Genomic DNA, 23,675 nt, shown 5'->3' with positions numbered 1-23,675 from the left:
TCAGGATATTTCACGACGGAAAGGCGGCAACGCATTGAGGATCGCCTTGCCGTAGCGCTGGGTGACCAGTCGCCGATCGAGCAGAGTGATGGTGCCGCGATCTTCTTCGGTACGCAGCAGACGCCCGCAGGCCTGAACCAGTTTCAACGAGGCGTCGGGCACCGAAATTTCCATGAACGGGTTGCCGCCACGGGCTTCGATCCACTCCGACAGCGCCGCTTCGACCGGATCATCCGGCACCGAGAACGGGATCTTGGCGATGACCACGTGCTCGCAGTAGGCCCCCGGCAGGTCGACACCTTCGGCGAAACTGGCGAGACCGAACAGCACGCTGGAATCACCGCCATCAACGCGCGCCTTGTGCTTGTTCAGGGTTTCCTGTTTCGACAGGTTGCCTTGAATGAACACTTGCTTGCGCCAGTCGCGGTCGAGGCCGTCGAACACGTCCTGCATCTGTTTGCGCGAAGAGAACAGCACCAGCGTACCGCGCGAACCTTCGACCAGATCCGGCAGCTCACGGATGATCGCTGCGGTGTGGGCGGCGGCATCGCGCGGGTCGGCCTTCAGATCGGGCACGCGCAAGACACCGGCATCGGCGTGATGGAACGGGCTCGGCACCACCGCAGTGACGGCTTTTTTCGGCAGGCCGGCACGCATGCGGAAGCGGTCGAAGGTGCCCAGCGCGGTCAGCGTTGCCGAAGTCACCAGACAGCCGTAGGCCACGTTCCACAGGCTGCGACGCAAGGTTTCCGCCGCCAGAATCGGGCTGGCGTTGACCTCGATGTCGAACAGCGAACCGCTTTCGGCCAGGGTCAGCCAACGCGCCATCGGCGGGCTGTCTTCCGGGTCTTCGGCGGTGAATGCGGTCCACAGTTCCCAGTTGCCGGAGGCACGGGACAACAGGCTGCCGAACAGCGGATACCACTCTTCGGCCTGATTGCTGGCGATGCCGATGTTGACCTCGCCGTCCATGCCTTCCTTGAGCAGGTCGGTGAGGCGCGTGAACAGATCGTTGAGACGCGAGAAGCCTTTCTTCAACTCGATGCCCATTTCGCGCATGTGCTCGGGAATCACCCCGGCGACAAAACGATGGCGCGGCCGCTCACGGCCCTCGACGTCTTCGCCGGGTTTGAAATCGGCGACTTGTTCGCAGGCGCTGAACATGAACTGTTGCTGGGCCTTGATCTCCCGTGCCAGCTCCGGTACTTGTTCGATCAGTTTGCCGAGATCGCCCGGCAGCGGGTGCTGGGCCAGCAGTTTGGTCAGATTCTTCGCCGTGGTTTCCAGCCAGTCAGCGGTGGAACGCAGGCGCGTGTAGTGGGCGAAGTGGCCGATAGCCTTATCCGGCAGGTGGTGGCCTTCGTCGAACACGTAAATGGTGTCGCGCGGATCGGGAAGCACCGCACCGCCGCCCAAGGCCAAGTCAGCCAGGACCATGTCGTGGTTGGTGACGATCACGTCGACCTTGCCCATGCCTTCGCGGGCCTTGTAGAAAGCGCACTGGCCGAAGTTCGGGCAATGACGGTTGGTGCACTGGCTGTGATCGGTGGTCAGACGCGCCCAGTCGGCGTCTTCCAAGGCATTCGGCCAACTGTCGCGGTCGCCGTCCCACTTATTGCCGGCGAGCTTTTCGATCATGCTGGTGAACAGCTTCTGACTGGCCTCATCGACCTCGATCTTGAAGCCTTCTTCTTCGAACAGCTGGGCGGTGGCGGTTTGCGCGTGACCTTCCTGCAACAGCATGTCGAGCTTGGACAGGCACATGTAGCGGCCCCGGCCCTTGGCCAGGGCGAAGGTGAAATTCAGCCCGCTGTTGCGCATCAGGTCGGGCAAATCCTTGTAGACGATCTGCTCTTGCAGCGCGACGGTCGCCGTGGCGATGACCAGACGCTTGCCGGCGGCTTTCGCGGTCGGGATCGCCGCCATGCTGTAGGCCACTGTCTTGCCGGTACCGGTGCCGGCTTCCACCGCAACAATCGCGGGGTCGCCACTGCGCCGGCCTTCGTCGTCGGTGTCGATATCCCCGAGGACTTTGGCGATTTCAGCGATCATCAGGCGCTGGCCGTAACGCGGCTTGAGGCTCTTGGCCTCTAGAAAACGCGAATAGGCGCCCTGGATCGTGGTTTTGAGTTCAGTACTGATCATGGATTGTCGGGCGCAAAAAACGCTGGATAAATTTTCAGTGGTTTCGGATGGCGGCTATCATACCCCGCTAATTAATCCCGCGCAGAACGGAGTAACCCAATGACACTTTTTAGCCTCGTCTATCCCCTGCATGTGCTGTCCGCCCTGGTCTGGGTCGGCGGCATGTTTTTCGCCTGGATGGTCCTGCGCCCCGCGGCTGTGAAGGCCCTCGACGGTCCCGCCCGTCTCACCCTGTGGGTGGAAGTGTTTCAAGGTTTTTTTCGTTGGGTCTGGGTCGCGGTGATCCTGTTGCCGATCAGTGGCGTGGGCATGTTGCATTTACAGCAGGTCGGGTTTGAGACCGCGCCGAAATATGTGCAGGTGATGATGGGCTTGTACGTGGTGATGACGGCGCTGTTTATCCGCATTCAGGGGTTGATGCTGCCGGAGCTGCGTAAAGCGGTGGAAGCGAAGGACTGGCCGGCGGGTGCGGCGGTGCTGGGGCGGATTCGCCGGGTGGTGGGGCTTAATCTGATTGTCGGGTTGGTGCTGGTGGCGATTGCTGCGGCAAGGCCGTGATTGTTCCCACGCTCTGCGTGGGAATGCCGCAAGGGACGCTCCGCGTCCAGTGACGCGGAGCGTCACGGGCTGTGTTCCCACGCAGAGCGTGGGAACAATCAGCCATGGATAGCGTGAGTCACCTCGGTCGGCCCCCTCTCCCTCCGAGAGAGGGCTGGGCCGGCGGCGTTCCGATGAGGGTCTGCTTTTACAAGCGCTGCACCGTCACAGCCCCCGCCGCCCCCACCGGCCCAGGCTGGCCATCAACCCCGGGCTTGCCGTTCTTGCCGCCATCGGCGCGATACACCAGGCAACCCTTGGACTTGCCGCCCTTGCCTGCTTTGCCGCCAACACCCGCCGGGCCACCGTTGCCACCCGCCACGTTGACCTTGATCAGCTCCGCCGGAAACTCGCGCGGCACTTCAAGACGCACCAACGCACCCGGTGCACCCGGCTGGCCGTCGGCGCCGTTGCTGCCATCAAAACCGTGCCCAGCCGAACCATAAGTGCAGCCCGGGTCTTCGCCGTTACCGCCATCGAGGCCGACAAAACCCGGCGCGCCGGTGCCGCCACGGGCATCGACCAACAGTTGCGGCGCGTTCAACGCCTTGAACTGCAGATTCAGATTGCGCCCGGCACGGGCGGCTTTTTCATAAGTACCCGGCGCCCCGCGCGCGGTGATCTGGCTGCCTTCGCTCAGCTCTGCGCGAACGACCTTCATGTCCAAAGCGTTCTCGCCCGGAACGATCGCGATGCGTGCTTCATGGCCAAGACGTAGTTCACCGACACTCAACTCGGTCACGTTCGCTGGAATCAGCAACGTGCCGTAATCCGCCACTTCCAGTTTTTCCAACTGCAAGGTGCTGGTCGTGTTGGGCAAACGCATCAGCGAATTGGTCTCAACACTGACCACCTGGGCACAGGCCAGTGGGCTGATAAATGCAGCAAGCAAGCAAAGGTTACGCATGGGAAGAAGCCTCCGGAGCGGCCGGGGCCGGGATGGATTGCAGGTGGAAAACGCCAAACAAGAGGATGCGGCCACGGTCACGCCAAGGGTGCGGGCGACCTTTGAGGCTGCGATTGCACAGCAGCACTTCGAATAGATGAATCAGCAACAACAGACCGCCGGCCAGATTGACCAGCAGATGCAACGGATGTACGAACGGCACCAACTGATTGGCCAGTACCACGCAGCAGAACAGCAGGGTCAACAACCGCCCCAGCCCCCAGAACACTTTCATACGCTCCCCCGTGTTGCGAATTATTCTTTGGGCGCACAGTAACGGCTTCTGCGGGGGATAAGCCAGAGGGATAAATGAAAAAACTTTGCTCGACCGCCAAATGGCTGCCGGGACGATGAAGATCATCGCCCGGCAGCTCTAGCCCGCGGACTACAGACACCTCCTAACGATTGATGTGCAACTCCACACGACGGTTTTGCGCGCGCCCTTCGTCGGTAGCGTTATCCGCCACCGGCTCGCTCTCGCCCCGCCCTTCGCTGGTGAGTTTGTTCGGCGCCAGGCCCTGACTCAGCAAGTACGCCGCGACACTGCTCGCACGCCGCTCCGACAATGCCTGGTTGTACGCATCCGAACCTTTGCTGTCGGTGTGGCCGATGACCTTGATGCTCACCACGTCGGCATTGCGCAGTTTGTCCATCAGCGTATCGAGCTGGGCTTTGGCCGCCGGGGTCAGGTCGGACTTGTCGAAATCGAACAGCACGTTGCCGGCATCGCTCAAGGTGATGACTTCAGTTTGCGGCGCTGGCTCCGGTACCTTTTCCGTGACCGGATACTGCGGCAGCGGGCAACCACGGTGATCGACAGGGGTATTGGCCGGGGTGTCAGGGCATCGGTCGCGGCGGTCGAACACGCCGTCGCCGTCTTCATCGCCGTCCTGGGCATAACAGATCAGTCCGCCGGTCAGAATCCCCAGCGCTGCGCCGCCACCGGCCCAGCCGCCACTTTCAATGGCGCCGAGACCGCCACCGACCAGCCCGCCGATAAGGCTGCAGATCGGCCACGTACGTTGATTGAGGGGTGCCGTGCCATCGCTGTGGGTGGCGCAACCGGTGAGCAAGCTGCCTAGCAGTAGTACCGGCAAGACGGACCTTGAGAAAACACTCATTGTGAAAGCTCCTGTGTCACCGGCCCATACCGGTTACACAGGAGTAAAGACCCGCATCCGCGACTGCACAAGCCGCGGATGCGAGAGGTCTAGCGGACGATTTTGATTTCAGTACGACGGTTTTGCGCGCGACCGTCAGCGGTTTTGTTGTCGGCAACAGGCTGGCTTTCACCCAGACCGGACACCGAAACGAAGCTGGCGCGTGGCACACCCTGCTGGATCAGATATTCCACCACCGAGTGCGCACGACGATCCGACAGTTTTTTGTTGTAGGCATCGCTGCCCACGCTGTCGGTATGACCGGTCACGGTCAGTTGTGCAGTCGAGGATTCCTGTTTCAGGCGGGTGGCGACCTTGTCGAGCACTTGTTTATCAGGGCCGGTCAACGTGGCTTTGTCGAACTGGAAGTGAACATCACGGATAACAATGGTTTCTTCCTTGACCACTACAGCTTCTTCGACCACGGGTGCAGGCGCTGGTGGTGGGCAACCGTCAGCGTCGACTTGCACGCCTTTAGGCGTGTGCGGGCACTTGTCGCGACTGTCCGGCACACCATCGCCGTCTTCGTCGCCATCACCGTGCACCCAGCAATAGGCCGCTGCCGTACCACCGACCACCAACGCCCCATACCCCGCCCACGCCGAGCTTTCCGTCGCGCCGAGCCCCGCACCCACAACACCACCGACCGCCGCACAGGTCGGCCAGTCGGTTTTCTGCAAACCTGCGCAACCAGTCAACACACTGGTTAGCAGAATCAAAGGTAATGCTGTCCGAACTATGCTCATCTGGTTTTCTCCTGAGGGATCGGCTTAGAACCGATTCAGGGAGTAAAGACCGGAGTTTTAATCTCCGCCAGCAATAGGCCACCGCTGTTTGCGACCGTGTTCACAGGACTTTGGCGCTTTTGCCGCAAACCCGCGTGACAGGGCGCTAGGCTCCGGTGGTGGAGCGCGCTAGTCTTGGCGATCTGATTGAGGAGCTTCGATGAACGTCGCCATTTCTTCGCGCACGCCACAGCAGGCGTTGGCTGCTTTACTGGATCGTTATGCCCCGGCGCGCTTGCTGCTGATCGGCGCCAGCGAGTTTCCGGCGTTGAGCGCCTTTAAAGAGGCGCATCCGGACAACGTCGTCGCCCATGCGGCACCGGGTCCATTGCCCGCCGAGCTGGCCGCGCAACGTTTTGATCTGGCGCTGGTGGTCGATTGTCTGGAACATTTGCCCAAGCGCGATGGCCTGAATCTGTTGGGCGGCATCCGTAATCTCAACGCCAGCCGCATCGCTGTGCTGGCGGACCTGGCGGCCAGCGGCTGGCAGGAAACCGACTTCTATTCGCTGGCACTGCAAGCCAGTGAACGCTTCCAGCGCGACGATCAAGTGCTGACCCTGTTCACCTACGATCTGCTTGACTACAAACAAGTCCCCGACTGGCTCAACTCACGGTTCTGGGCCAATCCGGAAAACTTCGGGAAATACTGGTGGTAATGCAATGAGTACAGCCATTTGCCCTTGCGGCAGCGGCAATCTGCTGGATGCCTGCTGCGGTCACTATCACGACGGTCATCCTGCGCCGTGCGCCGAAGCGCTGATGCGGTCGCGCTACAGCGCCTACGTATTGGGCCTGATCGACTATCTGGTGGCGACCACCCTGCCCGCTCAGCAAGCAGGGCTGGATCGGCAGTCGATCAGCAACTGGAGCGCACAGAGCACCTGGCTCGGCCTTGAGGTTGAGGGTTCGGAAGTCTTCGGCGGCCAGCCGGAACACGCCTTCGTCACCTTCACCGCACGCTGGCACGACGATCAGGGCGAGCACAGCCATCGCGAGCGTTCTTCGTTCGTGCAGAACAGCGGGCGCTGGTACTTCATCGACCCGACGGTGCAGTTGAAGCTGGGGCGCAATGACAGTTGCCCGTGCGCCAGCGGGCAGAAGTTCAAGAAATGCTGCGCAGGGTATTTCGGCGCCTAGATTCGTCGGCGACTAGACTGGGGCCAAAGGGAGTTTTACTCGATGCTCAGTCAATGGCGCACATTCCAGATTTTCACCCTGATGCTGATCCTGAACCTCGGCGGTTGTGCGTCCTGGTTCAGCGATGACAGCGTCGACCCCGCCGTGCACCTGGTGAAAGTCGAGGTGGTGCGCGCCAAACTGCTCGAACAGAAATTCATCCTGCACTTTCGCATCGATAATCCCAACGACAGCGACTTGACCGTGCGCGGGCTCGAATACCGTATTCATCTGGCCGACATGCTTCTGGCCGATGGCGAATATGAACGCTGGATCACGGTCGGCCCGAAACGCAGCGGGATGTACAAAGTGCCGATCCGCACCAACCTGTGGCCGCAGGTAAAAGAGGTGGTGAAAATGTTGAAAAGTCCGAACCAGCAGATTCCCTATCGTTTGCAGGGTGAAATGGAAACCGGTTTATTCATCGCCCACTACGTGCACCTTGAGCGCAATGGCGTGATAATCCCCGCCGATTTAATTCCGGAGCAACACCGATGACCCAGCAACCTCATGTCCATGGCCCTGACTGCAACCACGACCATGACCACGACCATCATCACGATCATGACCACGGCCATGTTCACGGCCCGAACTGCGGCCACGCCCACCAGGAACCGGTGCGCAACGCCCTGAAAGACGTCGGCCGCAACGACCCGTGCCCATGCGGCAACGGCAAGAAATTCAAGAAGTGCCACGGCGCTTGATGCGCGGGGCGAAGACCCTCTTCGCCTGACCTGCCGCCTTCGCGAGCAAGCTCGCTCCCACCGTTGATCTGCACTGAACACATTTTTTGTGGACATCCGCAGGCCCTGTGGGAGCTGGCTTGCCAGCGATGAGGCCGGCACATTCAACATTGATGTCGCCTGTTACTCCGCCATCGCTGCGATGCGGCGTTCCGACAAGCCAGCTCCCACAGGTTTATCAGTCGGCTGCCAAAATCTGGGCAGTGCCGAGCACCGTCGCATACTCCCCGTGCAAATTCCCCAGCGACATCCCGTGTACCTCTTCAGCCGTACGCAACGTGCCGAAATAATCAGCCTTGTCGAAGGTGAAGCACGCATCCTCGGCCACCCACGTATCAAACCCAAGATTGCCGGCCGTGCGCGCTGTCGACTCCACCGAGTTATTGGTCGCCACTCCGACGATGATCAATTGCCCGATCTGCGCCTCACGCAACCGCGCCTCTAACCCAGTGGCACAAAACGCATCCGGCACCTGTTTCTGAATCAGCCATTCGCCACCCTGCGGCAAAAATCTTTCCTGAAATTCCACCCCGTCCTGCTCCGGCCAAAACACCGAATTCGGCTCGCGCGACAGATGCTGCACATGAATCACCGGCCTTGCGCTGCGCCGCCACAGCCCCAGCAGATCGAGGATTCGCGCTTGCGCCTGAGGATTATTCCTGCGCCCCAATCGCGGCTGCAGGATGCCTTTTTGCTGGTCGATGATGATCAGTGCAGCGTTGGCCTGAAGCTCCATGGCGATTTTTCTCACGCGGGGTCATTGAATTCTGCGCAGTTCAGCATCACCTGTTCCTACTAAGCAAGCCATCGAACGCACACGAGACGACCTGACGCCGGCGTTTGCTACTCGCACGCACGTCCATTTCAGCTTTGGAGTTTTCCATGATCGACCTGTATTACTGGACCACCCCCAACGGCCACAAGATTTCCCTGTTCCTCGAAGAAGCCGGCCTGCCGTACAACGTTCATCCGATCAACATCAGCCAGGGCGAGCAGTTTCAGCCGCACTTTCTGAAAATCGCGCCGAACAACCGCATCCCGGCCATCGTCGACCACACGCCTGCCGATGGCGGCGAGCCATTGTCGCTGTTCGAGTCCGGGGCGATTCTTTTGTACCTGGCGGAGAAAACCGGGAAGTTTCTCCCCAAAGACCTGCGCGGTCGGCAAACGGCGCTGCAATGGCTGTTCTGGCAGATGGGCGGACTGGGGCCGATGGCTGGGCAGAATCATCACTTCAGCCAGTTCGCCCCGGAGAAAATCCCTTATGCGATCAAGCGCTACATTGATGAAACGGCGCGGCTGTATGGCGTGTTGAACAAGCAACTGGCTGATAACGAATTCGTCGCCGGCAGCGAATACAGCATTGCCGACATGGCGATTTATCCGTGGATCGTCTCGCACAAGTGGCAGAGCCAGAACCTTGAGGACTTCCCGCATGTGTTGCGCTGGTTCAACCACATCAAGGATCGCCCGGCGACAGTGAAGGCCTACGCGTTGGTGCAGAAAATCAATCCACCGAAGGCTTGACCCGAGCTGATCGTTCCCATGGCAAGCGTGGGAACGATCAATGGCAAGAAATAACCACTCGCCCCGCTTGCGCGGCCACCTCCTGCTCACTAACGTAGCGCCTTTACTGACGCTACCCCCCGCAGGAGCTTTGCCATGGCCTCGCCAGCCCTCACACATTTTCTTCCCCGGTTCGGCGTTGCCGCAGCAGTGGCCGGTGTTTTGGGCCTGTCCGGTTGCCAGACCTGGAACGCTCAGGACACCCTCCCGCCCACCTCCGGCGTGCAACCGCTCAAGGGCCTGGCGCAGAACGTATCGGTGCGACGCAATGCCATGGGCATGCCGTTGATCGAAAGCAACACCTTCCATGACGCACTGTTCAGCCTCGGCTACGTCCACGCCAGCGACCGCATCAACCAGATGGTCACCTTGCGTCTTTTGGCGCAGGGCCGTCTGGCGGAAATGTCCGGCGCCTCGATGCTCGATGCCGACCGCTACATGCGCGCGGTCAATCTGAAGAAAAGCGCCGGCGAGCTCTATAAAGCGTCGTCGCCACGCCTCAAGCGTTTCTTCGAAGTTTATGCGCGGGGCGTCAACGCCTACCTGTTCCGCTACGCCGACAAGTTGCCGGGCGACCTCGCGTCCAGCGGTTACAAGCCGGAATACTGGAAGCCGGAAGACTCGGCGCTGATTTTCGCCCTGCTGAATTTCAGCCAGTCGGCCAACCTGCCGGAAGAAATTTCCTCGCTGGTGCTCGCGCAAACCGTGACCAGCGACAAGCTCGCCTGGCTGACGCCGTCCGCCCCCGACGAAAACCTGCCACTGTCCGAAGCCGACAAACTGCAAGGCCTCAAGCTCACCGGGCAGATTCCCGGCCTGACTGAATTGAGCAACGCCAGCCAGCAACTGTCGGCACTGAGCCTGCTGGGCACGCCGTCCTCGAACAACTGGGCAATCGCCCCGCAACGCAGCCGCAGCGGTAAAAGCATTCTCGCCAGCGACGCCCATGGCCCACTGGCCGCGCCGTCGCTGTGGAGCTTCGTGCAGATTCGCGCGCCGAAATATCAGGCCTCAGGCGTGACCGTTGCCGGTTTGCCGCTGGTCCTCGGTGGTTTCAACGGCAAAGTGGCGTGGAGCATGACCAGCGTGCTCGGCGATAACCAGGACCTGTTCCTGGAAAAAATCCGCCGCCAGGGCAACAACCTGACCTACGAGGTCAACGGCAAATGGCAGCCGCTGGGCGTGCGCAACGAAACCTACTTCGTCAAAGGCCAGCGACCGATTCGCGAGGCGGTGTACGAAACCCGCCACGGCGCCTTGCTCAACAGCGCGCAAGCGGCAACGCAAGGCAGCGGTTTCGGCCTGGCCTTGCAGACCCCAAGCTTTACCGATGACAAATCACTGGATGCATTTTTCGATCTGACCCGTGCGCAAACCGTCGAGCGCGCCTCGGACGCCAGCCGGGAAATCCGCGCCATCGCCCTGAATCTGGTGTTCGCCGATGCGAGCAACATTGGCTGGCAAGTCACCGGGCGCTTCCCGAATCGTCGCGAAGGTGAAGGTTTGCTGCCATCGCCGGGCTGGGAAGGTCGTTACGACTGGGACGGTTACGCCGACCCAATGCTGCATCCCTATGATCAGGACCCGGCGCAAGGCTGGCTCGGCACCGCCAACCAGCGCGTGATCCCGCACGGTTACGGCATGCAATTGTCGAACTCCTGGGCAGCGCCGGAACGCGGTGAACGTCTGGCCGAACTGGCCGGCAGCGGCAAACACGACAGCCGCAGTGTAATCGCCATGCAATACGACCAGACCACCACCTTCGCCGCCAAGTTGAAAAAAGTCTTCGAAGCGCCGGGCATGAAGCAACCGTTGAAACAGGCGATCGATGCCCTGCCGGAAGCGGATCGCAGCAAGGCGCGCGAGGCGCTTACGCGGTTGATGGCGTTCGACGGCAAGCTCAGCCCGACTTCGGCGGATGCGGCGATTTACGAACTGTTCCTGCAGGAAAGCATGAAGCAGATCTTCCTCGACGAACTCGGCCCGGAATCGAGCCCGGCGTGGAAAGCGTTTATCGCCAATGGCGATTTGTCTTACGCGGCGCAGGCCGATCATCTGTTGGGACGCGAAGACAGTCCGTTCTGGGATGACATTCGCACACCGCAGAAAGAAGACAAAGCGCTGATTCTCGCGCGCAGCCTCGCTGCCGCGATAAGCGCGGGCGACAGTCAGTTGGGCGGCGATCACCGCGCCTGGCAGTGGGGAAAATTGCACAGCTATGCCTGGAAGAACAGCAATGGCCAGACTGTACGTGGACCACTGGCGGCCGGTGGCGATCACACCACGCTGAACACTTCGGCGTTCGCCTGGGGTCAGGATTTCGCTACCACCCGCGCGCCGTCGATGCGCTTCATCGTCGACTTCGGTCAGACCGAGCCGTTGATGGGCCAGAACGGTACGGGGCAGTCGGGTAATCCGCTCAGTCCGAATTACCTCAATGGCATCGATGCGTGGCTGAAGGGGCAGTACATCGGTTTGCCGATGCAGCCGCAGAACTTTGACCGGGTGTATGGCAAGGCCCGTTTGACTTTGACTCCTGGGAAATAGCCTTACGTCAAAAGCCCCTCACCCTAGCCCTCTCCCGGAGGGAGAGGGGACTGATGGGGGGATGCTGCAGAATTACGCCGACCTGAAAGTGCTTTGCTGAATCCAGGATTTGCTCGGTTCGTGTTTTTCGACATCCTGGATTTGTTTGGTTCTTGCTGTGCCGAATCCATCATCAACTCGGTTCGTGTTTTGCCGAATCCATAATCGACTGGGTTTTTCAGGTCGATGTCACTCGCCAGACACCTCGGTCAGCCCCCTCTCCCTCCGGGAGAGGGCTGGGGCGAGGGTTGCTCTTCAAAGCCGATAGAACTTCCAAGCGCGCGTCAGCCTCATAGCTAACAAGCCCCCCATTCTGGTAACGACATGGACCTTGTTATCGCGCGTCCCGAAGGACTTTATTGCCCTGCGGGAGATTTCTATATCGACCCTTGGCGCCCCGTCGAGCGCTCGGTGATTACCCATGCCCACGGCGATCACGCCCGCACCGGCAACCAGCATTACCTCGCCAGCAGCGCCAGTGAAGGGATTCTGCGCGCGCGACTCGGTCAGGACATCAACCTGCAAACCCTTGCCTACGGCCAACGCCTGACGCACCACGGCGTCACTTTGAGTTTTCACCCGGCCGGCCACGTGCTCGGTTCGGCGCAGGTGCGTCTGGAATACGGTGGCGAAGTCTGGGTCGCGTCCGGCGACTACAAGATCGAACCGGATGGCACCTGCGCGCCGTTCGAACCGGTGCGCTGCCACACGTTCATCACCGAATCGACCTTCGGTTTACCTATCTACCGCTGGCAGCCGCAGGCGCAGATCTTTGCCGAAATCAATCAGTGGTGGTCAGCCAACATCGCCGCCGGCAAGGCCAGCGTGCTGTTCTGCTACTCGTTCGGCAAAGCCCAGCGGATTCTCCATGGCATCGACGAAAGTCTCGGGCCGATTCTCAGCCACGGCGCGGTCGAGCCGCTGAACCGGGTCTATCGCGAGGCGGGCGTGTATCTGCCGCCGACGATCTACGCAGGCGACGTGAAGAAAAGCGACCCGATCATGCGTCAGGCCCTGGTCATCGCCCCGCCCTCAGCCGGAGGCAGCAGCTGGATGCGTCGTTTCGGTGACTTCAGCGACGCCTTCGCCAGCGGCTGGATGCGCTTGCGTGGCACCCGCCGGCGGCGCGGTGTGGATCGCGGATTCGTCTTGTCCGATCACGCCGATTGGCCCGGCCTGCTCTGGGCAATCGAACAGACCGGCGCCGAACGGGTGATGGTCACCCACGGTTCGATTGGCGTGCTGGTGCGGCATCTGCGCGAACTGGGTCTGGATGCCCAGGGTTTCAACACTGAATACGGCGATGACGAAGAAGAAAACATCGCCGCCGAACCGACCATCGCCGAGATGCCCGCATGAAAGCATTCGCCGAGTTGTACGCCGAACTCGACGCGACCACGTCAAGCAACGCCAAACTGGCGGCGATGCAGGTCTACTTCGCCCAAGCAGAACCGCACGACGCCGCGTGGGCGGTGTACTTCTTGTCCGGTGGCCGGCCCCGGCAACTGGTGCCGGTGCGAATCCTGCGCGAACTGGCTGTCGAGATTTCCGGCCTGGAACCGTGGTTGTTCGAAGAAAGTTATCAAGCAGTCGGCGACCTCGCGGAAACCATTTCACTGGTGCTCGCAGAAAACCCGCACAGTTCCGACGCCGGCCTCGCCGAGTGGATCGAAGACAAACTGCTGCCGCTACGCGGTGAAACACCGGAATACCTCAGCCGCCAACTGCCCGCCCTGTGGGCGCAACTGGATCGATCAAGCCTGATGCTGTGCATCAAATTGATCACCGGCAGTTTCCGCGTTGGCGTCTCGAAATTGCTGGTCACCCGGGCCCTGGCCTCAATGGCCGGACTGGACAGCAAGCGCGTGGCGCAGCGTCTGGTCGGTTACACCGATCTGTCCAACCGGCCGAGCGCCGCCAGCTACCTGAAACTGATCGCTCCTGAATCCAGCGATGAACATGCCCAGCGCGGCGGTCAGCCCTACCCGTTTTTCCTCGCCCATGCCTTGTCGCAACCGGTGGAAGAATTCGAAGCGCTGATCGGCCCGGCCAGCGATTGGCAGATTGAATGGAAATGGGATGGCATCCGCGCGCAAGTGGTCAAGCGTGAAGGCCGGCTGTGGATCTGGTCGAGGGGCGAGGAACTGGTCACCGAGCGCTTTCCCGAACTGGACGTGCTGGTGCACGGACTGCCCGACGGCACGGTGATCGACGGCGAAATCGTCGTGTGGAAAAGCTCGCATCCGCGCACTGAAGACGCCTTCGATCCGCAATCGACCGAACCACCGGCCGTACAGCCCTTCGCCCTGCTGCAACAACGCATCGGCCGCAAGACCCTCGACAAGAAAATCCTCGAAGACGTGCCGGTGGTGGTGCTCGCCTACGACCTGCTCGAATGGCAGGGCGAAGACTGGCGCAATCAGCCGCAGGCCAAACGCCGCGCGCAACTGGAAGAGGTCATCGCGCGCTGTAACAGCCCGGTGTTGCTGCCCTCGCCCGTGCTCACCGGCAACGACTGGTTCGACCTCGCCCGCCAGCGCGAAGCCTCACGGCGGCTGGGCGTTGAAGGGATGATGCTCAAGGCGCGGGATTCGCTGTACGGGGTTGGCCGCACCAAGGACATGGGCGTGTGGTGGAAGTGGAAAGTCGATCCGTTCAGTGTCGATGCAGTGTTGATTTATGCGCAACGCGGGCACGGTCGGCGCGCCAGTTTGTACAGCGATTACACCTTTGCTGTGTGGGACGGGCCGCCGGAGTCCAGCCAACGCGCGCTGGTGCCGTTTGCCAAAGCGTATTCGGGGCTGACCGATGCGGAAATGCGTCAGGTCGACAGCATTGTGCGCAAGACCACGGTGGAGAAATTCGGTCCGGTGAGCAGTGTGAAGCCGAGTCTGGTGTTTGAGCTGGGTTTCGAAGGCATTGCCCTGTCGCGGCGGCACAAAAGCGGAATCGCGGTGCGTTTTCCACGGATGTTGCGCTGGCGCCAGGACAAGACTGTGGATGAGGCGGATAGCCTTGCCACCCTGCAGGATCTGCTGGCCTGACCCCTTTTCCCGGGACAGTGATTTTTTGATCGTTCCTACGCTCCGCGTGGGAATGCCTCAACGGACGCTCCGCGTTCGGCTCTGGATGGGACGCGGAGCGTCCCAGGCTGCATTCCCACGCAGAGCGTGGGAACGATCAGCCCTAAATCAGTGCAAGCTATTTTCAGTGCCCGTTTGCGGGCACTGATTCGCTAATCCAATCGCTGCGCCAACCTTTTAAAACACTTGTTCGGGACTCTGGTTCGGAAATTGCTACTTTCTATAGGTCGTACGCGTTCCAGTAACAATAATTCTGCGCCACAAGCGCTCATATTGGTTCTTAGGGATTGAATAATGAAAAAAGCATTGCTGACCCTTTCTGCACTGGCGTTGTGCATGGCCGCTGGCTCCGCGCTGGCCAAGGAATACAAAGAGCTGCGCTTTGGCGTTGACCCTTCGTACGCACCGTTCGAGTCGAAAGCGGCCGACGGCAGCCTGGTGGGCTTCGACATCGACCTGGGCAACGCGATCTGCGCCGAACTCAAGGTCAAGTGCAAGTGGGTCGAAAGTGACTTCGACGGCATGATTCCGGGCCTCAAGGCCAACAAATTCGACGGTGTGATCTCGTCGATGACCGTGACCCCGGCCCGTGAAAAAGTCATCGACTTCTCCAGCGAACTGTTCTCCGGCCCGACCGCCTACGTGTCGAAAAAAGGCTCGGGCATCACTGCCGACGTCGCTTCGCTGAAGGGTAAAACCGTTGGTTACGAGCAAGGCACCATTCAGGAAGCCTACGCCAAAGCCGTGCTGGACAAGGCTGGCGTGAAAACCCAGGCCTATCAGAACCAGGATCAGGTGTATTCCGACCTGACTTCCGGCCGCCTCGATGCCGGTATCCAGGACATGCTGCAAGCCGAACTGGGCTTTTTGAAGTCGCCACAGGGCGCCGACTATGACGTCAGCAAGCCAGTCGACAACGAATTGCTGCCAGCCAAAACCGCTGTCGGTATTAAGAAAGGTAACACTGAGCTGAAGGCGCTTTTAGATAAAGGTATCAAAGCGTTACACGATGACGGCAAATACGCCGAGATTCAAAAGAAACACTTTGGCGATCTGAATCTGTACAGCGGCAAATAATGCCCCGGCGCCCATCCTCGATGGGCGCCTTTTCCATCCGCTCAGGTTGCTGATTTATGTTCGAAAACCTCTTACAAAATCTGGGGCTCGCAGCCTTCAGCCTCAAGGGTTTTGGCCCTTTGCTGTTGGAAGGCACCTGGATGACCATCAAATTATCGGCGTTGTCGCTGTTGGTGGCCGTGTTGCTCGGCCTGCTCGGCGCCAGTGCCAAACTGTCAAAAATCAAACTGGTGCGCCTGCCCGCACAGCTCTACACCACGCTGATTCGCGGCGTGCCGGACCTGGTGCTGATGCTGCTGATTTTCTACAGCCTGCAAACCTGGCTGACGACGCTGACCGATTACATGGAATGGGAATACATCGAAATCGACCCGTTCAGCGCCGGTGTGCTGACCCTGGGCTTCATATATGGTGCGTATTTCACTGAAACCTTCCGTGGCGCGATTCTCGCTGTACCGCGCGGTCAGGTCGAAGCCGCCACCGCGTATGGCCTCAAACGCGGCCAGCGCTTTCGCTTTGTGGTGTTTCCGCAAATGATGCGCTTCGCCCTGCCGGGCATCGGCAACAACTGGATGGTGATGCTCAAGGCCACCGCGCTGGTGTCGATCATCGGTTTGGCGGATCTGGTCAAAGCCGCGCAGGACGCCGGTAAAAGCACCTATCAACTGTTCTACTTCCTGGTTCTCGCCGCGTTGATCTATCTGCTGATCACCAGTGCCTCGAACTTCATCCTGCGCTGGCTCGAACGCCGTTATGCCGCCGGTTCTCGGGAGGCCGTACGATGATCGAACTTCTGCAGGAATACTGGCGCGCCTTCCTTTATACCGACGGCCAGAACATCACCGGGCTGGCGATGACGATGTGGCTGCTCAGCGCGTCGATCTTCATCGGTTTCCTGGTCTCGATTCCGCTGTCGATCGCCCGCGTTTCGCCGCACTTCTACATTCGCTGGCCCGTGCAGTTCTACACCTACCTGTTCCGTGGCACGCCGCTGTATATCCAGTTGCTGATCTGCTACACCGGGATTTACAGCCTCGCCGCCGTGCGCGCACAACCGCTGCTCGACAGCTTCTTTCGCGATGCGATGAACTGCACGATCCTCGCCTTTGCCCTGAACACTTGCGCCTACACCACGGAGATTTTCGCCGGGGCGATTCGCAGCATGAACCACGGCGAAGTCGAAGCGGCCAAGGCTTACGGACTGACTGGCTGGAAGCTGTACGCCTACGTGATCATGCCGTCGGCGCTGCGCCGTTCGTTGCCGTATTACAGCAACGAAGTGATCCTGATGCTGCACTCGACCACCGTGGCCTTCACCGCGACCATTCCCGACATCCTGAAAGTCGCGCGGGACGCCAACTCGGCGACCTTCCTGACCTTTCAGTCGTTCGGCATCGCCGCGCTGATCTACCTGACCATTACTTTTGCGCTGGTCGGCCTGTTCCGCCTTGCCGAACGCCGATGGCTGGCCTTCCTCGGGCCGACTCACTAGGACAACTTTGCAAATGCGCCACCTGATCCATGACTTGCTGGCCCCGCTGCCGGGGACCGCACGACAGATCCACAGCTTCCACTTCGGCCCGGAGCAGGCCAAGGGCAAGGTCTACATCCAGGCCTCACTGCATGCCGACGAACTGCCGGGCATGCTCGTCGCCTGGCACCTCAAGCAGCGTCTGGCCGAGCTGGAAGCCGCCGGCCGCCTGCGCAGCCAGATCGTACTGGTGCCGGTGGCCAACCCAGTCGGCCTCGAACAAGTACTGATGGACGTGCCGCTGGGTCGCTACGAACTGGAGAGCGGGCAGAACTTCAATCGCTGGTTCGTCGACCTCAGCGAAGAAATCGGCAACGCCATCGAGGGCAAGCTCAGCGACGATCCGCAGCACAACCTCGAACTGATCCGTACGCATCTGCGCGACGCCCTCACCCGCCAGACCGCCAGCACGCAACTGCAATCCCAGCGTCTGACCCTGCAACGGCTGGCCTGCGATGCCGACATGGTGCTGGACTTGCACTGCGATTTCGAATCGGTGGTGCACCTCTACACCACGCCCGAAGCGTGGCCGCAGGTCGAACCGCTGGCGCGCTATATCGAGTCGCAGGCGAGCCTGTTGGCCACCGATTCCGGCGGCCAGTCGTTCGACGAATGCTTCACGCTGCTGTGGTGGCAATTGAAGGAACGCTTCGGCGAACACTTCGAGATTCCGCTGGGCAGTTTCTCGGTGACCGTCGAGTTGCGCGGTCAAGGCGATGTCACCCATCCGCTGGCCAGCCGCGACTGCCAGGCGTTGATCGACTACCTGATCCAGTCCGATGCGATCGTCGGCGAGACCAAACCGCAGCCGTCGCTGCCCTACCCCGCCACGCCGCTGGCGGGTGTGGAGCCGGTGACGACACCGGTCGGCGGCTTGCTGGTGTACACCGCAGTGGCCGGCCAATACCTGGAAGCCGGGCAACAGATCGCCGAAATCATTGATCCGATCCACGACCGGATCACCCCTATTCATTGCACCACTGCCGGGCTGATGTACGCCCGCTCGCTGCGGCGCATGGCCACTGCCGGCATGGTCATCGCCCACGTCGCGGGCACCGAAGCCTATCGCAGCGGCTACCTACTTTCGCCTTGAGGATGTCTGTCCCATGTACAAACTGACCGTTGAAGGCCTGCACAAAAGCTATGGCGACCATCAGGTGCTCAAAGGCGTTTCGCTCAAGGCCAGGACCGGCGACGTGATCAGCCTGATCGGCGCCAGCGGCTCGGGCAAAAGTACCTTTTTGCGCTGCATCAACTTTCTCGAACAACCCAATGACGGCGCCATGAGCCTGGATGGCCAGGCGATCCGCATGGTCACCGATCGCCACGGCATGCACGTCGCCGACGCCGATGAACTGCAGCGCCTGCGCACGCGTCTGGCGATGGTGTTCCAGCATTTCAACCTGTGGAATCACATGACCGTGCTGGAAAACATCACCATGGCCCCGCGCCGGGTGTTGGGTTGTAGCAAACAGGAAGCCGACGATCGCGCGCGGCGCTACCTGGACAAGGTCGGTTTGCCGGCGCGTGTGGCGGATCAATACCCGGCATTTCTTTCTGGCGGCCAGCAACAGCGCGTGGCGATTGCCCGGGCGTTGGCGATGGAGCCGGAGGTGATGCTGTTTGATGAGCCGACGTCGGCACTGGATCCGGAATTGGTAGGAGAAGTGTTGAAGGTGATTCAAGGGCTGGCCGAGGAAGGCCGGACCATGATCATGGTGACCCACGAAATGAGTTTCGCCCGCAAAGTTTCGAGCCAGGTGTTGTTTCTGCATCAGGGCTTGGTTGAAGAAGAAGGTGCGCCGGAAGATGTGCTCGGCAATCCGAAGAGCGAACGTCTGAAGCAATTCCTCAGCGGTAACCTGAAGTAATGATTAGCGCATAACCCTGTGGGAGCGAGCTTGCTCGCGAAAGCATTCTGTCGGTGACATTGATTTTGAATGTTCCTACGCCTTCGCGAGCAAGCTCGCTCCCACAGGGGAACTCTATAGCCGACAAAAATCAAACTTGTCGACCTGCCCCGTGGTCACTGGAAGAACACCTCCAGAGCACGCGCAGCCCGCATGGCGAAATCCCTCGACCTCGCAAAAACCTGGTTCAGTGCACGCGGCTGGAAGCCGTTCGCCTTCCAGAAACAGGTGTGGGCGGCGGTCAAGAACGGCGACTCCGGCCTGCTCCACGCCAGCACCGGTGCCGGTAAAACCTACGCAGTGTGGTTTGCCGCGCTCAATCGTTTCGCCAAACCCGCAGCGGTTGTTGAATCCCCGCGTAAACGCAAAGCCCCCGCAGAGCCGCTGACCGTGCTGTGGATCACGCCCATGCGCGCCCTCGCCGCCGACACTGCGCGCGCCCTGCAAACGCCAGTCGATGACCTGCAGATCCCCTGGAGCATCGGCCTGCGCACCGGCGACACCAGCAGCAGCGAACGCGCCCGCCAGAGCAGACGCCTGCCGACCACGCTGATCACCACGCCGGAAAGCCTGACGTTGCTGCTCGCCCGTGCCGATGCCCAAGTGGCGCTGTCGACACTGCGCATGATCGTCGTCGATGAGTGGCACGAACTGCTCGGCAACAAGCGCGGCGTACAACTGCAATTGGCCCTGGCCCGCCTGCGTCATTGGCAACCCGAACTGATCGTCTGGGGCGTCTCGGCCACCCTCGGTAATCAATCCTACGCCGAACAAGTGCTGATCCCGCAGGTCGGCGGCATCAGCGTTCAGGGGCAGAGCGAAAAATCGCTGAAGGTCGACACCCTCCTCCCACCGGCCATCGAGCGTTTTCCGTGGGCCGGGCACATCGGTCTGAAGATGCTGCCGCAGGTCGTTGCTGAGCTGGATGCCTGCGCCAGCTCCCTGGTGTTCACCAATACTCGGGCGCAATCGGAAATCTGGTATCAAGCGCTGCTCGACGCCCGACCGGACTGGGCGGGGCTGATCGCCCTGCATCACAGTTCACTGTCTCGCGAGACGCGCGACTGGGTAGAACAAGCCTTGAAGAACGGGCAACTGAAAGCCGTGGTCTGCACCTCAAGCCTGGACTTGGGCGTGGATTTCCTGCCAGTCGAGCGCGTGCTGCAAATCGGCTCGGCTAAAGGCGTCGCACGCCTGATGCAACGCGCCGGGCGTTCAGGCCACGCGCCGGGGCGCACGTCGCGGGTGACGCTGGTGCCAACCCACAGTCTGGAACTGATCGAAGCCGTCGCCGCCCGCGATGCCGTCGAGCAACGGCGCATCGAACCGCGTCTGTCACCGCACAAACCGCTGGATGTGCTGGTGCAGCATCTGGTCAGCATGGCCCTTGGCGGTGGTTTTATTCCTCAGGACTTGTACGAAGAGGTCCTTGGTGCCTGGGCTTATCGTGACCTGACACCGGCTGACTGGGCGTGGGCGCTGGCGTTCGTACGCCATGGCGGCATGTCTCTGACGGCTTATCCGGATTACCGCCGGGTCGAGCCGGACGAACACGGCGTCTGGCGCGTCCCCGATGCGCGACTGGCACGCCGGCACCGCATGAGCATCGGCACTATGGTCAGCGATGCCAGCATTCATTTGAAATTCTGGAGCAAGGGCGGTGGCGGCAAACAACTGGGCAGTGTCGAGGAAGGCTTTATCGCGCGGCTTAAACCAGGCGACGGTTTCCTCTTTGCCGGACGCTTGCTGGAACTGGTGCGGGTGGAAAACATGACGGCTTATGTCAAACGCAGCACCGCAAAAAAAGCCGCCGTGCCACGCTGGAATGGTGGGCGGATGCCACTGTCCAACGAATTGGCCGAAGCCGTGGTCAGGCGCTTCAGTGCGGCCGCACAGGGTGAGTTCGTCGGCCCGGAAATGCAGGCCTTGCGACCACTGCTGGAAACCCAGATGCGCTGGTCGGGTTTGCCCACGACAGGCAACCTGTTGGCCGAAGTGCTGAAGTCCCGTGAGGGCTGGCACCTTTTCCTCTATCCGTTTGCCGGGCGCCAAGTGCATCTGGGCTTGGCGAGCCTGCTGGCCTGGCGCGTCAGTCAACGCCAGCCCGTGACGTTTTCCATCGCGGTGAACGATTACGGCCTGGAATTGCTCAGCGCCACGCCGATCGACTGGGCCGAGTATTTGAATGCACAGCTGTTCAATGCCGATGATTTACTGGCCGACGTTCTGGCCAGCCTGAACGCTGGTGAACTGGCTCTGCGGCGCTTTCGCGAGATCGCGCGGATTGCCGGGCTGGTCTTTGCCGGCTACCCCGGTGCGCCAAAAAGCACCCGCCAGGTACAGGCCTCCAGCGGCCTGTTTTTCGAAGTGTTCAAACAATACGACGCCGACAATCTGCTGCTGGCGCAGGCCGGGGAAGAAGTCCTACGGGAAGAACTGGATATTCAACGCTTGGAACAGACTTTGGAACGGGTCAACGGGATGACACTGGACGTGCATCAGATCAAACGTCCTACACCGCTAGGGTTTCCGTTGCTGGTGGAACGCATGCGCGAAAGCATGAGTTCGGAAAAACTCGCTGATCGCATCAGGCGGATGGTCGGTGACCTGGAGAACAGCGCCGACAAGGATAAATCACGATGAATGCGGCCTACCCGGTGCGTCTGGCCGGCGAAGAACTCTGGCTATTGCCGGAAAAAGCCCTGTACTGGCCCGCGCAACAGGCGCTGTTGATTGCCGACGCGCATTTCGGCAAAGCGGCCGCTTACCGCAGCCTTGGTCAACCGGTTCCGCACGGCACCACGGCGAGCAATATCGCAGTGATTGATCGGCTGCTGGCGAGGCTGCCCTGCCGCTTGTTGATCTTTCTCGGGGATTTTCTCCACGGCCCCGGCTCTCATGCGCCGGGCACGCTGGAGGCGCTGGCACAATGGCGGGCGTGCCACGCTGACTTGGCGATGACGTTGATTCGCGGCAACCACGACAAACGCGCCGGCGATCCACCTGAATCACTGAATATTCGAGTGGTGCCGGAACCGCTGCTGCTCGGGCCATTCGCCTTACAGCATGAGCCAGATCCGCACCCAGAAAGGCACGTGCTGGCAGGCCACGTACACCCGGTCTATCGGCTGCACGGCAAGGGTCGGCAAAGCTTGCGCCTGGCGTGTTTCCGACTCGGCGAACGCATCAGCCTGCTACCGGCATTCGGCGCTTTTACCGGCGGGTACGCGGTCCAGCGGGAGGATAGTTGCAGGATTTTCGTCATCGGCGACAACGAAATATGGCCAGTCAGTTGACGTCTTCACAGACCTCATCTGACGGGCCATTCATTTGCAATGCCGATCAGGCAACCGGCGCCGGTGGCGGCTCGTCCGGAAGGGTCGGTTCGCCCGGCTCGGTCGGTTGTTCGTTGGGGGTATCGGGATCGGGCTGTCCGGGAATTCCGCCGGCCATGCTCAGTGGCGGATGCGCCAACAAGGACCAGGCCAATACGCCAATCTGATTGGGCTCGAGCCTTGCCAGTTCGGCAGTGATTTGCGGATCGATCTTCATAGGGCACTCCTCGGCGAAGGCCCGTTTTGCCGAAAGCAAAAACGGGCAGTACACCCCATAGAGTGTCTGCCCGCCAAAGAATTCCCGCGATCTGTCGGATGGACCGATCAGGTGCGCGGCAAGGTCACGCCACGCTGGCCCTGGTACTTGCCACCGCGATCCTTATAGGACACTTCACATTCCTCGTCGGATTCAAGGAACAGCATCTGCGCCACGCCTTCGTTGGCGTAGATTTTCGCCGGCAGGTTGGTGGTGTTGGAGAACTCCAGGGTCACGTGGCCTTCCCACTCAGGCTCGAGCGGCGTGACGTTAACAATGATGCCGCAGCGCGCGTAGGTGCTTTTACCCAGGCAGATGGTCAGCACGTTGCGCGGAATGCGAAAGTATTCGACGGTGCTGGCCAGCGCAAAGGAGTTCGGCGGAATGATGCAGACGTCGCTGTGGACGTCGACGAAGCTGCCCGGGTCGAAGTTTTTCGGGTCAACGATGGACGAGTTGATGTTGGTGAACACCTTGAAGTGGTTGGTGCAACGCACGTCGTAGCCGTAGCTCGACACACCGTAGGAGATCACCCGGCTGTCGTCGCTGCCACGCATCTGGCGCTCGACGAACGGCTCGATCATGCCGTGTTCCTGCGCCATGCGGCGAATCCACTTGTCCGATTTGATGCTCATGGCGGGTGTCCTGAATAGCGAGGTGGAAAAATTCTGTCCGGCATCTTACCGGGCGCGCCGCCGGGTTCAAAGTGCGGCCTGCAATTCTCGCCGATCCCCCATGATTTGCGCGCTCTGGCGACGAACCGTCACACCGCCGATC

The 23,675-nt window shown here is 60.7% G+C and carries 24 protein-coding genes; 16 read left to right on the top strand and 8 right to left on the bottom strand.

All coding sequences use genetic code 11. The features are described from left to right. Complete coding sequence (dinG, locus tag WA225_RS00710; protein WP_034154974.1) at window positions 1-2,145, bottom strand: ATP-dependent DNA helicase DinG; 2,145 nt, start codon at window positions 2,143-2,145, stop codon at window positions 1-3. Window positions 2,146-2,244: 99 nt separating this feature from the next. On the opposite strand from dinG, the gene WA225_RS00705 reads away from it, so the two are divergent. Then, on the top strand, window positions 2,245-2,703 hold the full coding sequence (locus tag WA225_RS00705; protein WP_422606486.1) for a DUF2269 family protein: 459 nt from the start codon (window positions 2,245-2,247) through the stop codon (window positions 2,701-2,703). 187 nt (window positions 2,704-2,890) lie between these two features. Here WA225_RS00705 and WA225_RS00700 read toward each other — a convergent pair whose 3' ends face one another. The 4 genes from WA225_RS00700 to WA225_RS00685 form a co-directional block, all read right to left on the bottom strand. Next, window positions 2,891-3,649, bottom strand: a complete 759-nt coding sequence (locus WA225_RS00700) for a collagen-like protein (RefSeq protein ID WP_422606485.1) — start codon at window positions 3,647-3,649, stop codon at window positions 2,891-2,893. Beyond that, window positions 3,642-3,923 (bottom strand): DUF1145 domain-containing protein, encoded by a 282-nt coding sequence (locus tag WA225_RS00695; RefSeq protein ID WP_422606484.1) that lies wholly within the window; start codon window positions 3,921-3,923, stop codon window positions 3,642-3,644. Before WA225_RS00695 ends, WA225_RS00700 begins: the two co-directional genes overlap by 8 nt. Window positions 3,924-4,086: 163 nt before the next feature. Further along, window positions 4,087-4,809 carry an OmpA family protein gene (locus WA225_RS00690; RefSeq protein WP_422606483.1) on the bottom strand — a complete coding sequence of 241 codons (723 nt, stop codon included), beginning with the start codon at window positions 4,807-4,809 and terminating at the stop codon, window positions 4,087-4,089. An 89-nt stretch (window positions 4,810-4,898) separates the two neighbouring features. Then, the gene (locus WA225_RS00685) at window positions 4,899-5,594 is read right to left on the bottom strand and encodes an OmpA family protein (protein ID WP_103306591.1); all 696 of its coding nucleotides are present in this window, start codon (window positions 5,592-5,594) and stop codon (window positions 4,899-4,901) included. A 199-nt stretch (window positions 5,595-5,793) separates the two neighbouring features. Between WA225_RS00685 and WA225_RS00680 the strand changes: the two genes are divergently transcribed. Genes WA225_RS00680 through WA225_RS00665 form a run of 4 tightly spaced genes read left to right on the top strand, consistent with a single transcriptional unit; the run spans window position 5,794 to window position 7,515 of the window. Beyond that, on the top strand, window positions 5,794-6,291 hold the full coding sequence (locus WA225_RS00680; RefSeq protein WP_422606482.1) for a DUF6231 family protein: 498 nt from the start codon (window positions 5,794-5,796) through the stop codon (window positions 6,289-6,291). Between the two features lie 4 nt (window positions 6,292-6,295). After that, complete coding sequence (locus tag WA225_RS00675) at window positions 6,296-6,772, top strand: YchJ family protein (RefSeq protein ID WP_422606481.1); 477 nt, start codon at window positions 6,296-6,298, stop codon at window positions 6,770-6,772. A 42-nt stretch (window positions 6,773-6,814) separates the two neighbouring features. Continuing rightward, window positions 6,815-7,309 carry an LEA type 2 family protein gene (locus WA225_RS00670; RefSeq protein WP_422606480.1) on the top strand — a complete coding sequence of 165 codons (495 nt, stop codon included), beginning with the start codon at window positions 6,815-6,817 and terminating at the stop codon, window positions 7,307-7,309. Next, window positions 7,306-7,515 carry an SEC-C metal-binding domain-containing protein gene (locus WA225_RS00665; protein WP_008083915.1) on the top strand — a complete coding sequence of 70 codons (210 nt, stop codon included), beginning with the start codon at window positions 7,306-7,308 and terminating at the stop codon, window positions 7,513-7,515. Before WA225_RS00670 ends, WA225_RS00665 begins: the two co-directional genes overlap by 4 nt. 217 nt (window positions 7,516-7,732) lie before the next feature. Here the strand turns inward: WA225_RS00665 and WA225_RS00660 are convergent, their stop codons facing one another. Beyond that, entirely contained in the window at window positions 7,733-8,290 is a 558-nt protein-coding gene (locus WA225_RS00660; protein WP_422606479.1) for a cysteine hydrolase family protein, read from the bottom strand. Between the two features lie 146 nt (window positions 8,291-8,436). Here WA225_RS00660 and WA225_RS00655 point away from each other — a divergent pair, with 146 nt between their 5' ends. The 11 genes from WA225_RS00655 to pdeM all read left to right on the top strand — a co-directional run bounded on the left by WA225_RS00655 (window position 8,437) and on the right by pdeM (window position 22,603). After that, on the top strand, window positions 8,437-9,081 hold the full coding sequence (locus WA225_RS00655; protein WP_422606478.1) for a glutathione binding-like protein: 645 nt from the start codon (window positions 8,437-8,439) through the stop codon (window positions 9,079-9,081). Between the two features lie 135 nt (window positions 9,082-9,216). Then, window positions 9,217-11,667: a penicillin acylase family protein gene (locus WA225_RS00650; protein WP_422606477.1), complete on the top strand. Its 2,451-nt coding sequence runs from the start codon at window positions 9,217-9,219 to the stop codon at window positions 11,665-11,667. A 363-nt stretch (window positions 11,668-12,030) separates the two neighbouring features. Then, the gene (locus WA225_RS00645) at window positions 12,031-13,065 is read left to right on the top strand and encodes a ligase-associated DNA damage response exonuclease (protein WP_422606476.1); all 1,035 of its coding nucleotides are present in this window, start codon (window positions 12,031-12,033) and stop codon (window positions 13,063-13,065) included. Then, on the top strand, window positions 13,062-14,750 hold the full coding sequence (locus WA225_RS00640; RefSeq protein WP_422606475.1) for an ATP-dependent DNA ligase: 1,689 nt from the start codon (window positions 13,062-13,064) through the stop codon (window positions 14,748-14,750). Before WA225_RS00645 ends, WA225_RS00640 begins: the two co-directional genes overlap by 4 nt. A gap of 333 nt (window positions 14,751-15,083) precedes the next feature. Then, window positions 15,084-15,866 (top strand): transporter substrate-binding domain-containing protein, encoded by a 783-nt coding sequence (locus WA225_RS00635; RefSeq protein ID WP_008083900.1) that lies wholly within the window; start codon window positions 15,084-15,086, stop codon window positions 15,864-15,866. Between the two features lie 56 nt (window positions 15,867-15,922). Then, window positions 15,923-16,651, top strand: coding sequence for an ABC transporter permease (locus tag WA225_RS00630; RefSeq protein WP_034154961.1), 729 nt, complete (start codon window positions 15,923-15,925; stop codon window positions 16,649-16,651). Beyond that, the gene (locus WA225_RS00625; RefSeq protein ID WP_034154960.1) at window positions 16,648-17,358 is read left to right on the top strand and encodes an ABC transporter permease; all 711 of its coding nucleotides are present in this window, start codon (window positions 16,648-16,650) and stop codon (window positions 17,356-17,358) included. The genes WA225_RS00630 and WA225_RS00625 overlap by 4 nt, the downstream gene beginning before the upstream one ends. Window positions 17,359-17,371: 13 nt before the next feature. Next, a complete protein-coding gene (locus WA225_RS00620; RefSeq protein WP_422606474.1) occupies window positions 17,372-18,490 on the top strand; it encodes a succinylglutamate desuccinylase/aspartoacylase family protein in 1,119 nt (372 codons plus the stop codon). 13 nt (window positions 18,491-18,503) lie between these two features. Continuing rightward, on the top strand, window positions 18,504-19,268 hold the full coding sequence (locus tag WA225_RS00615; protein WP_422606473.1) for an ABC transporter ATP-binding protein: 765 nt from the start codon (window positions 18,504-18,506) through the stop codon (window positions 19,266-19,268). A 192-nt stretch (window positions 19,269-19,460) separates the two neighbouring features. Continuing rightward, a complete protein-coding gene (locus WA225_RS00610) occupies window positions 19,461-21,950 on the top strand; it encodes a ligase-associated DNA damage response DEXH box helicase (RefSeq protein ID WP_422606472.1) in 2,490 nt (829 codons plus the stop codon). Beyond that, window positions 21,947-22,603, top strand: a complete 657-nt coding sequence (gene pdeM / locus WA225_RS00605) for a ligase-associated DNA damage response endonuclease PdeM (RefSeq protein WP_422606471.1) — start codon at window positions 21,947-21,949, stop codon at window positions 22,601-22,603. Before WA225_RS00610 ends, pdeM begins: the two co-directional genes overlap by 4 nt. A 46-nt stretch (window positions 22,604-22,649) precedes the next feature. Here the strand turns inward: pdeM and WA225_RS00600 are convergent, their stop codons facing one another. Continuing rightward, entirely contained in the window at window positions 22,650-22,859 is a 210-nt protein-coding gene (locus WA225_RS00600; protein WP_007918615.1) for a hypothetical protein, read from the bottom strand. Window positions 22,860-22,966: 107 nt separating this feature from the next. Continuing rightward, window positions 22,967-23,533: a dCTP deaminase gene (gene dcd, locus WA225_RS00595; RefSeq protein ID WP_007918616.1), complete on the bottom strand. Its 567-nt coding sequence runs from the start codon at window positions 23,531-23,533 to the stop codon at window positions 22,967-22,969. Window positions 23,534-23,675: the final 142 nt, after the last annotated feature.

It is taken from the genome of Pseudomonas sp. (assembly GCF_049300855.1).
Classification (GTDB): Bacteria; Pseudomonadota; Gammaproteobacteria; order Pseudomonadales; family Pseudomonadaceae; genus Aquipseudomonas.
The sequence above is the reverse complement of the archived record's forward strand: the minus strand, read 5'-3'. Positions and strand labels throughout refer to the sequence as shown.

Bases quoted from the DNA above. Each gene is read 5' to 3' on its own strand.
- WA225_RS00640 (WP_422606475.1), top strand. From the start codon at position 13,062: ATGAAAGCATTCGCCGAGTTGTACGCCGAACTCGACGCGACCACGTCA.
- WA225_RS00660 (WP_422606479.1), bottom strand. From the start codon at position 8,290: ATGGAGCTTCAGGCCAACGCTGCACTGATCATCATCGACCAGCAAAAA.
- pdeM (WP_422606471.1), top strand. From the start codon at position 21,947: ATGAATGCGGCCTACCCGGTGCGTCTGGCCGGCGAAGAACTCTGGCTA.
- WA225_RS00620 (WP_422606474.1), top strand. From the start codon at position 17,372: ATGCGCCACCTGATCCATGACTTGCTGGCCCCGCTGCCGGGGACCGCA.
- WA225_RS00675 (WP_422606481.1), top strand. From the start codon at position 6,296: ATGAGTACAGCCATTTGCCCTTGCGGCAGCGGCAATCTGCTGGATGCC.
- WA225_RS00705 (WP_422606486.1), top strand. From the start codon at position 2,245: ATGACACTTTTTAGCCTCGTCTATCCCCTGCATGTGCTGTCCGCCCTG.
- WA225_RS00645 (WP_422606476.1), top strand. From the start codon at position 12,031: ATGGACCTTGTTATCGCGCGTCCCGAAGGACTTTATTGCCCTGCGGGA.
- WA225_RS00680 (WP_422606482.1), top strand. From the start codon at position 5,794: ATGAACGTCGCCATTTCTTCGCGCACGCCACAGCAGGCGTTGGCTGCT.
- WA225_RS00700 (WP_422606485.1), bottom strand. From the start codon at position 3,649: ATGCGTAACCTTTGCTTGCTTGCTGCATTTATCAGCCCACTGGCCTGT.
- WA225_RS00670 (WP_422606480.1), top strand. From the start codon at position 6,815: ATGCTCAGTCAATGGCGCACATTCCAGATTTTCACCCTGATGCTGATC.
- WA225_RS00665 (WP_008083915.1), top strand. From the start codon at position 7,306: ATGACCCAGCAACCTCATGTCCATGGCCCTGACTGCAACCACGACCAT.
- dcd (WP_007918616.1), bottom strand. From the start codon at position 23,533: ATGAGCATCAAATCGGACAAGTGGATTCGCCGCATGGCGCAGGAACAC.
- WA225_RS00685 (WP_103306591.1), bottom strand. From the start codon at position 5,594: ATGAGCATAGTTCGGACAGCATTACCTTTGATTCTGCTAACCAGTGTG.
- WA225_RS00650 (WP_422606477.1), top strand. From the start codon at position 9,217: ATGGCCTCGCCAGCCCTCACACATTTTCTTCCCCGGTTCGGCGTTGCC.
- WA225_RS00655 (WP_422606478.1), top strand. From the start codon at position 8,437: ATGATCGACCTGTATTACTGGACCACCCCCAACGGCCACAAGATTTCC.
- WA225_RS00635 (WP_008083900.1), top strand. From the start codon at position 15,084: ATGAAAAAAGCATTGCTGACCCTTTCTGCACTGGCGTTGTGCATGGCC.
- dinG (WP_034154974.1), bottom strand. From the start codon at position 2,145: ATGATCAGTACTGAACTCAAAACCACGATCCAGGGCGCCTATTCGCGT.
- WA225_RS00600 (WP_007918615.1), bottom strand. From the start codon at position 22,859: ATGAAGATCGATCCGCAAATCACTGCCGAACTGGCAAGGCTCGAGCCC.
- WA225_RS00610 (WP_422606472.1), top strand. From the start codon at position 19,461: ATGGCGAAATCCCTCGACCTCGCAAAAACCTGGTTCAGTGCACGCGGC.
- WA225_RS00690 (WP_422606483.1), bottom strand. From the start codon at position 4,809: ATGAGTGTTTTCTCAAGGTCCGTCTTGCCGGTACTACTGCTAGGCAGC.
- WA225_RS00625 (WP_034154960.1), top strand. From the start codon at position 16,648: ATGATCGAACTTCTGCAGGAATACTGGCGCGCCTTCCTTTATACCGAC.
- WA225_RS00695 (WP_422606484.1), bottom strand. From the start codon at position 3,923: ATGAAAGTGTTCTGGGGGCTGGGGCGGTTGTTGACCCTGCTGTTCTGC.
- WA225_RS00630 (WP_034154961.1), top strand. From the start codon at position 15,923: ATGTTCGAAAACCTCTTACAAAATCTGGGGCTCGCAGCCTTCAGCCTC.
- WA225_RS00615 (WP_422606473.1), top strand. From the start codon at position 18,504: ATGTACAAACTGACCGTTGAAGGCCTGCACAAAAGCTATGGCGACCAT.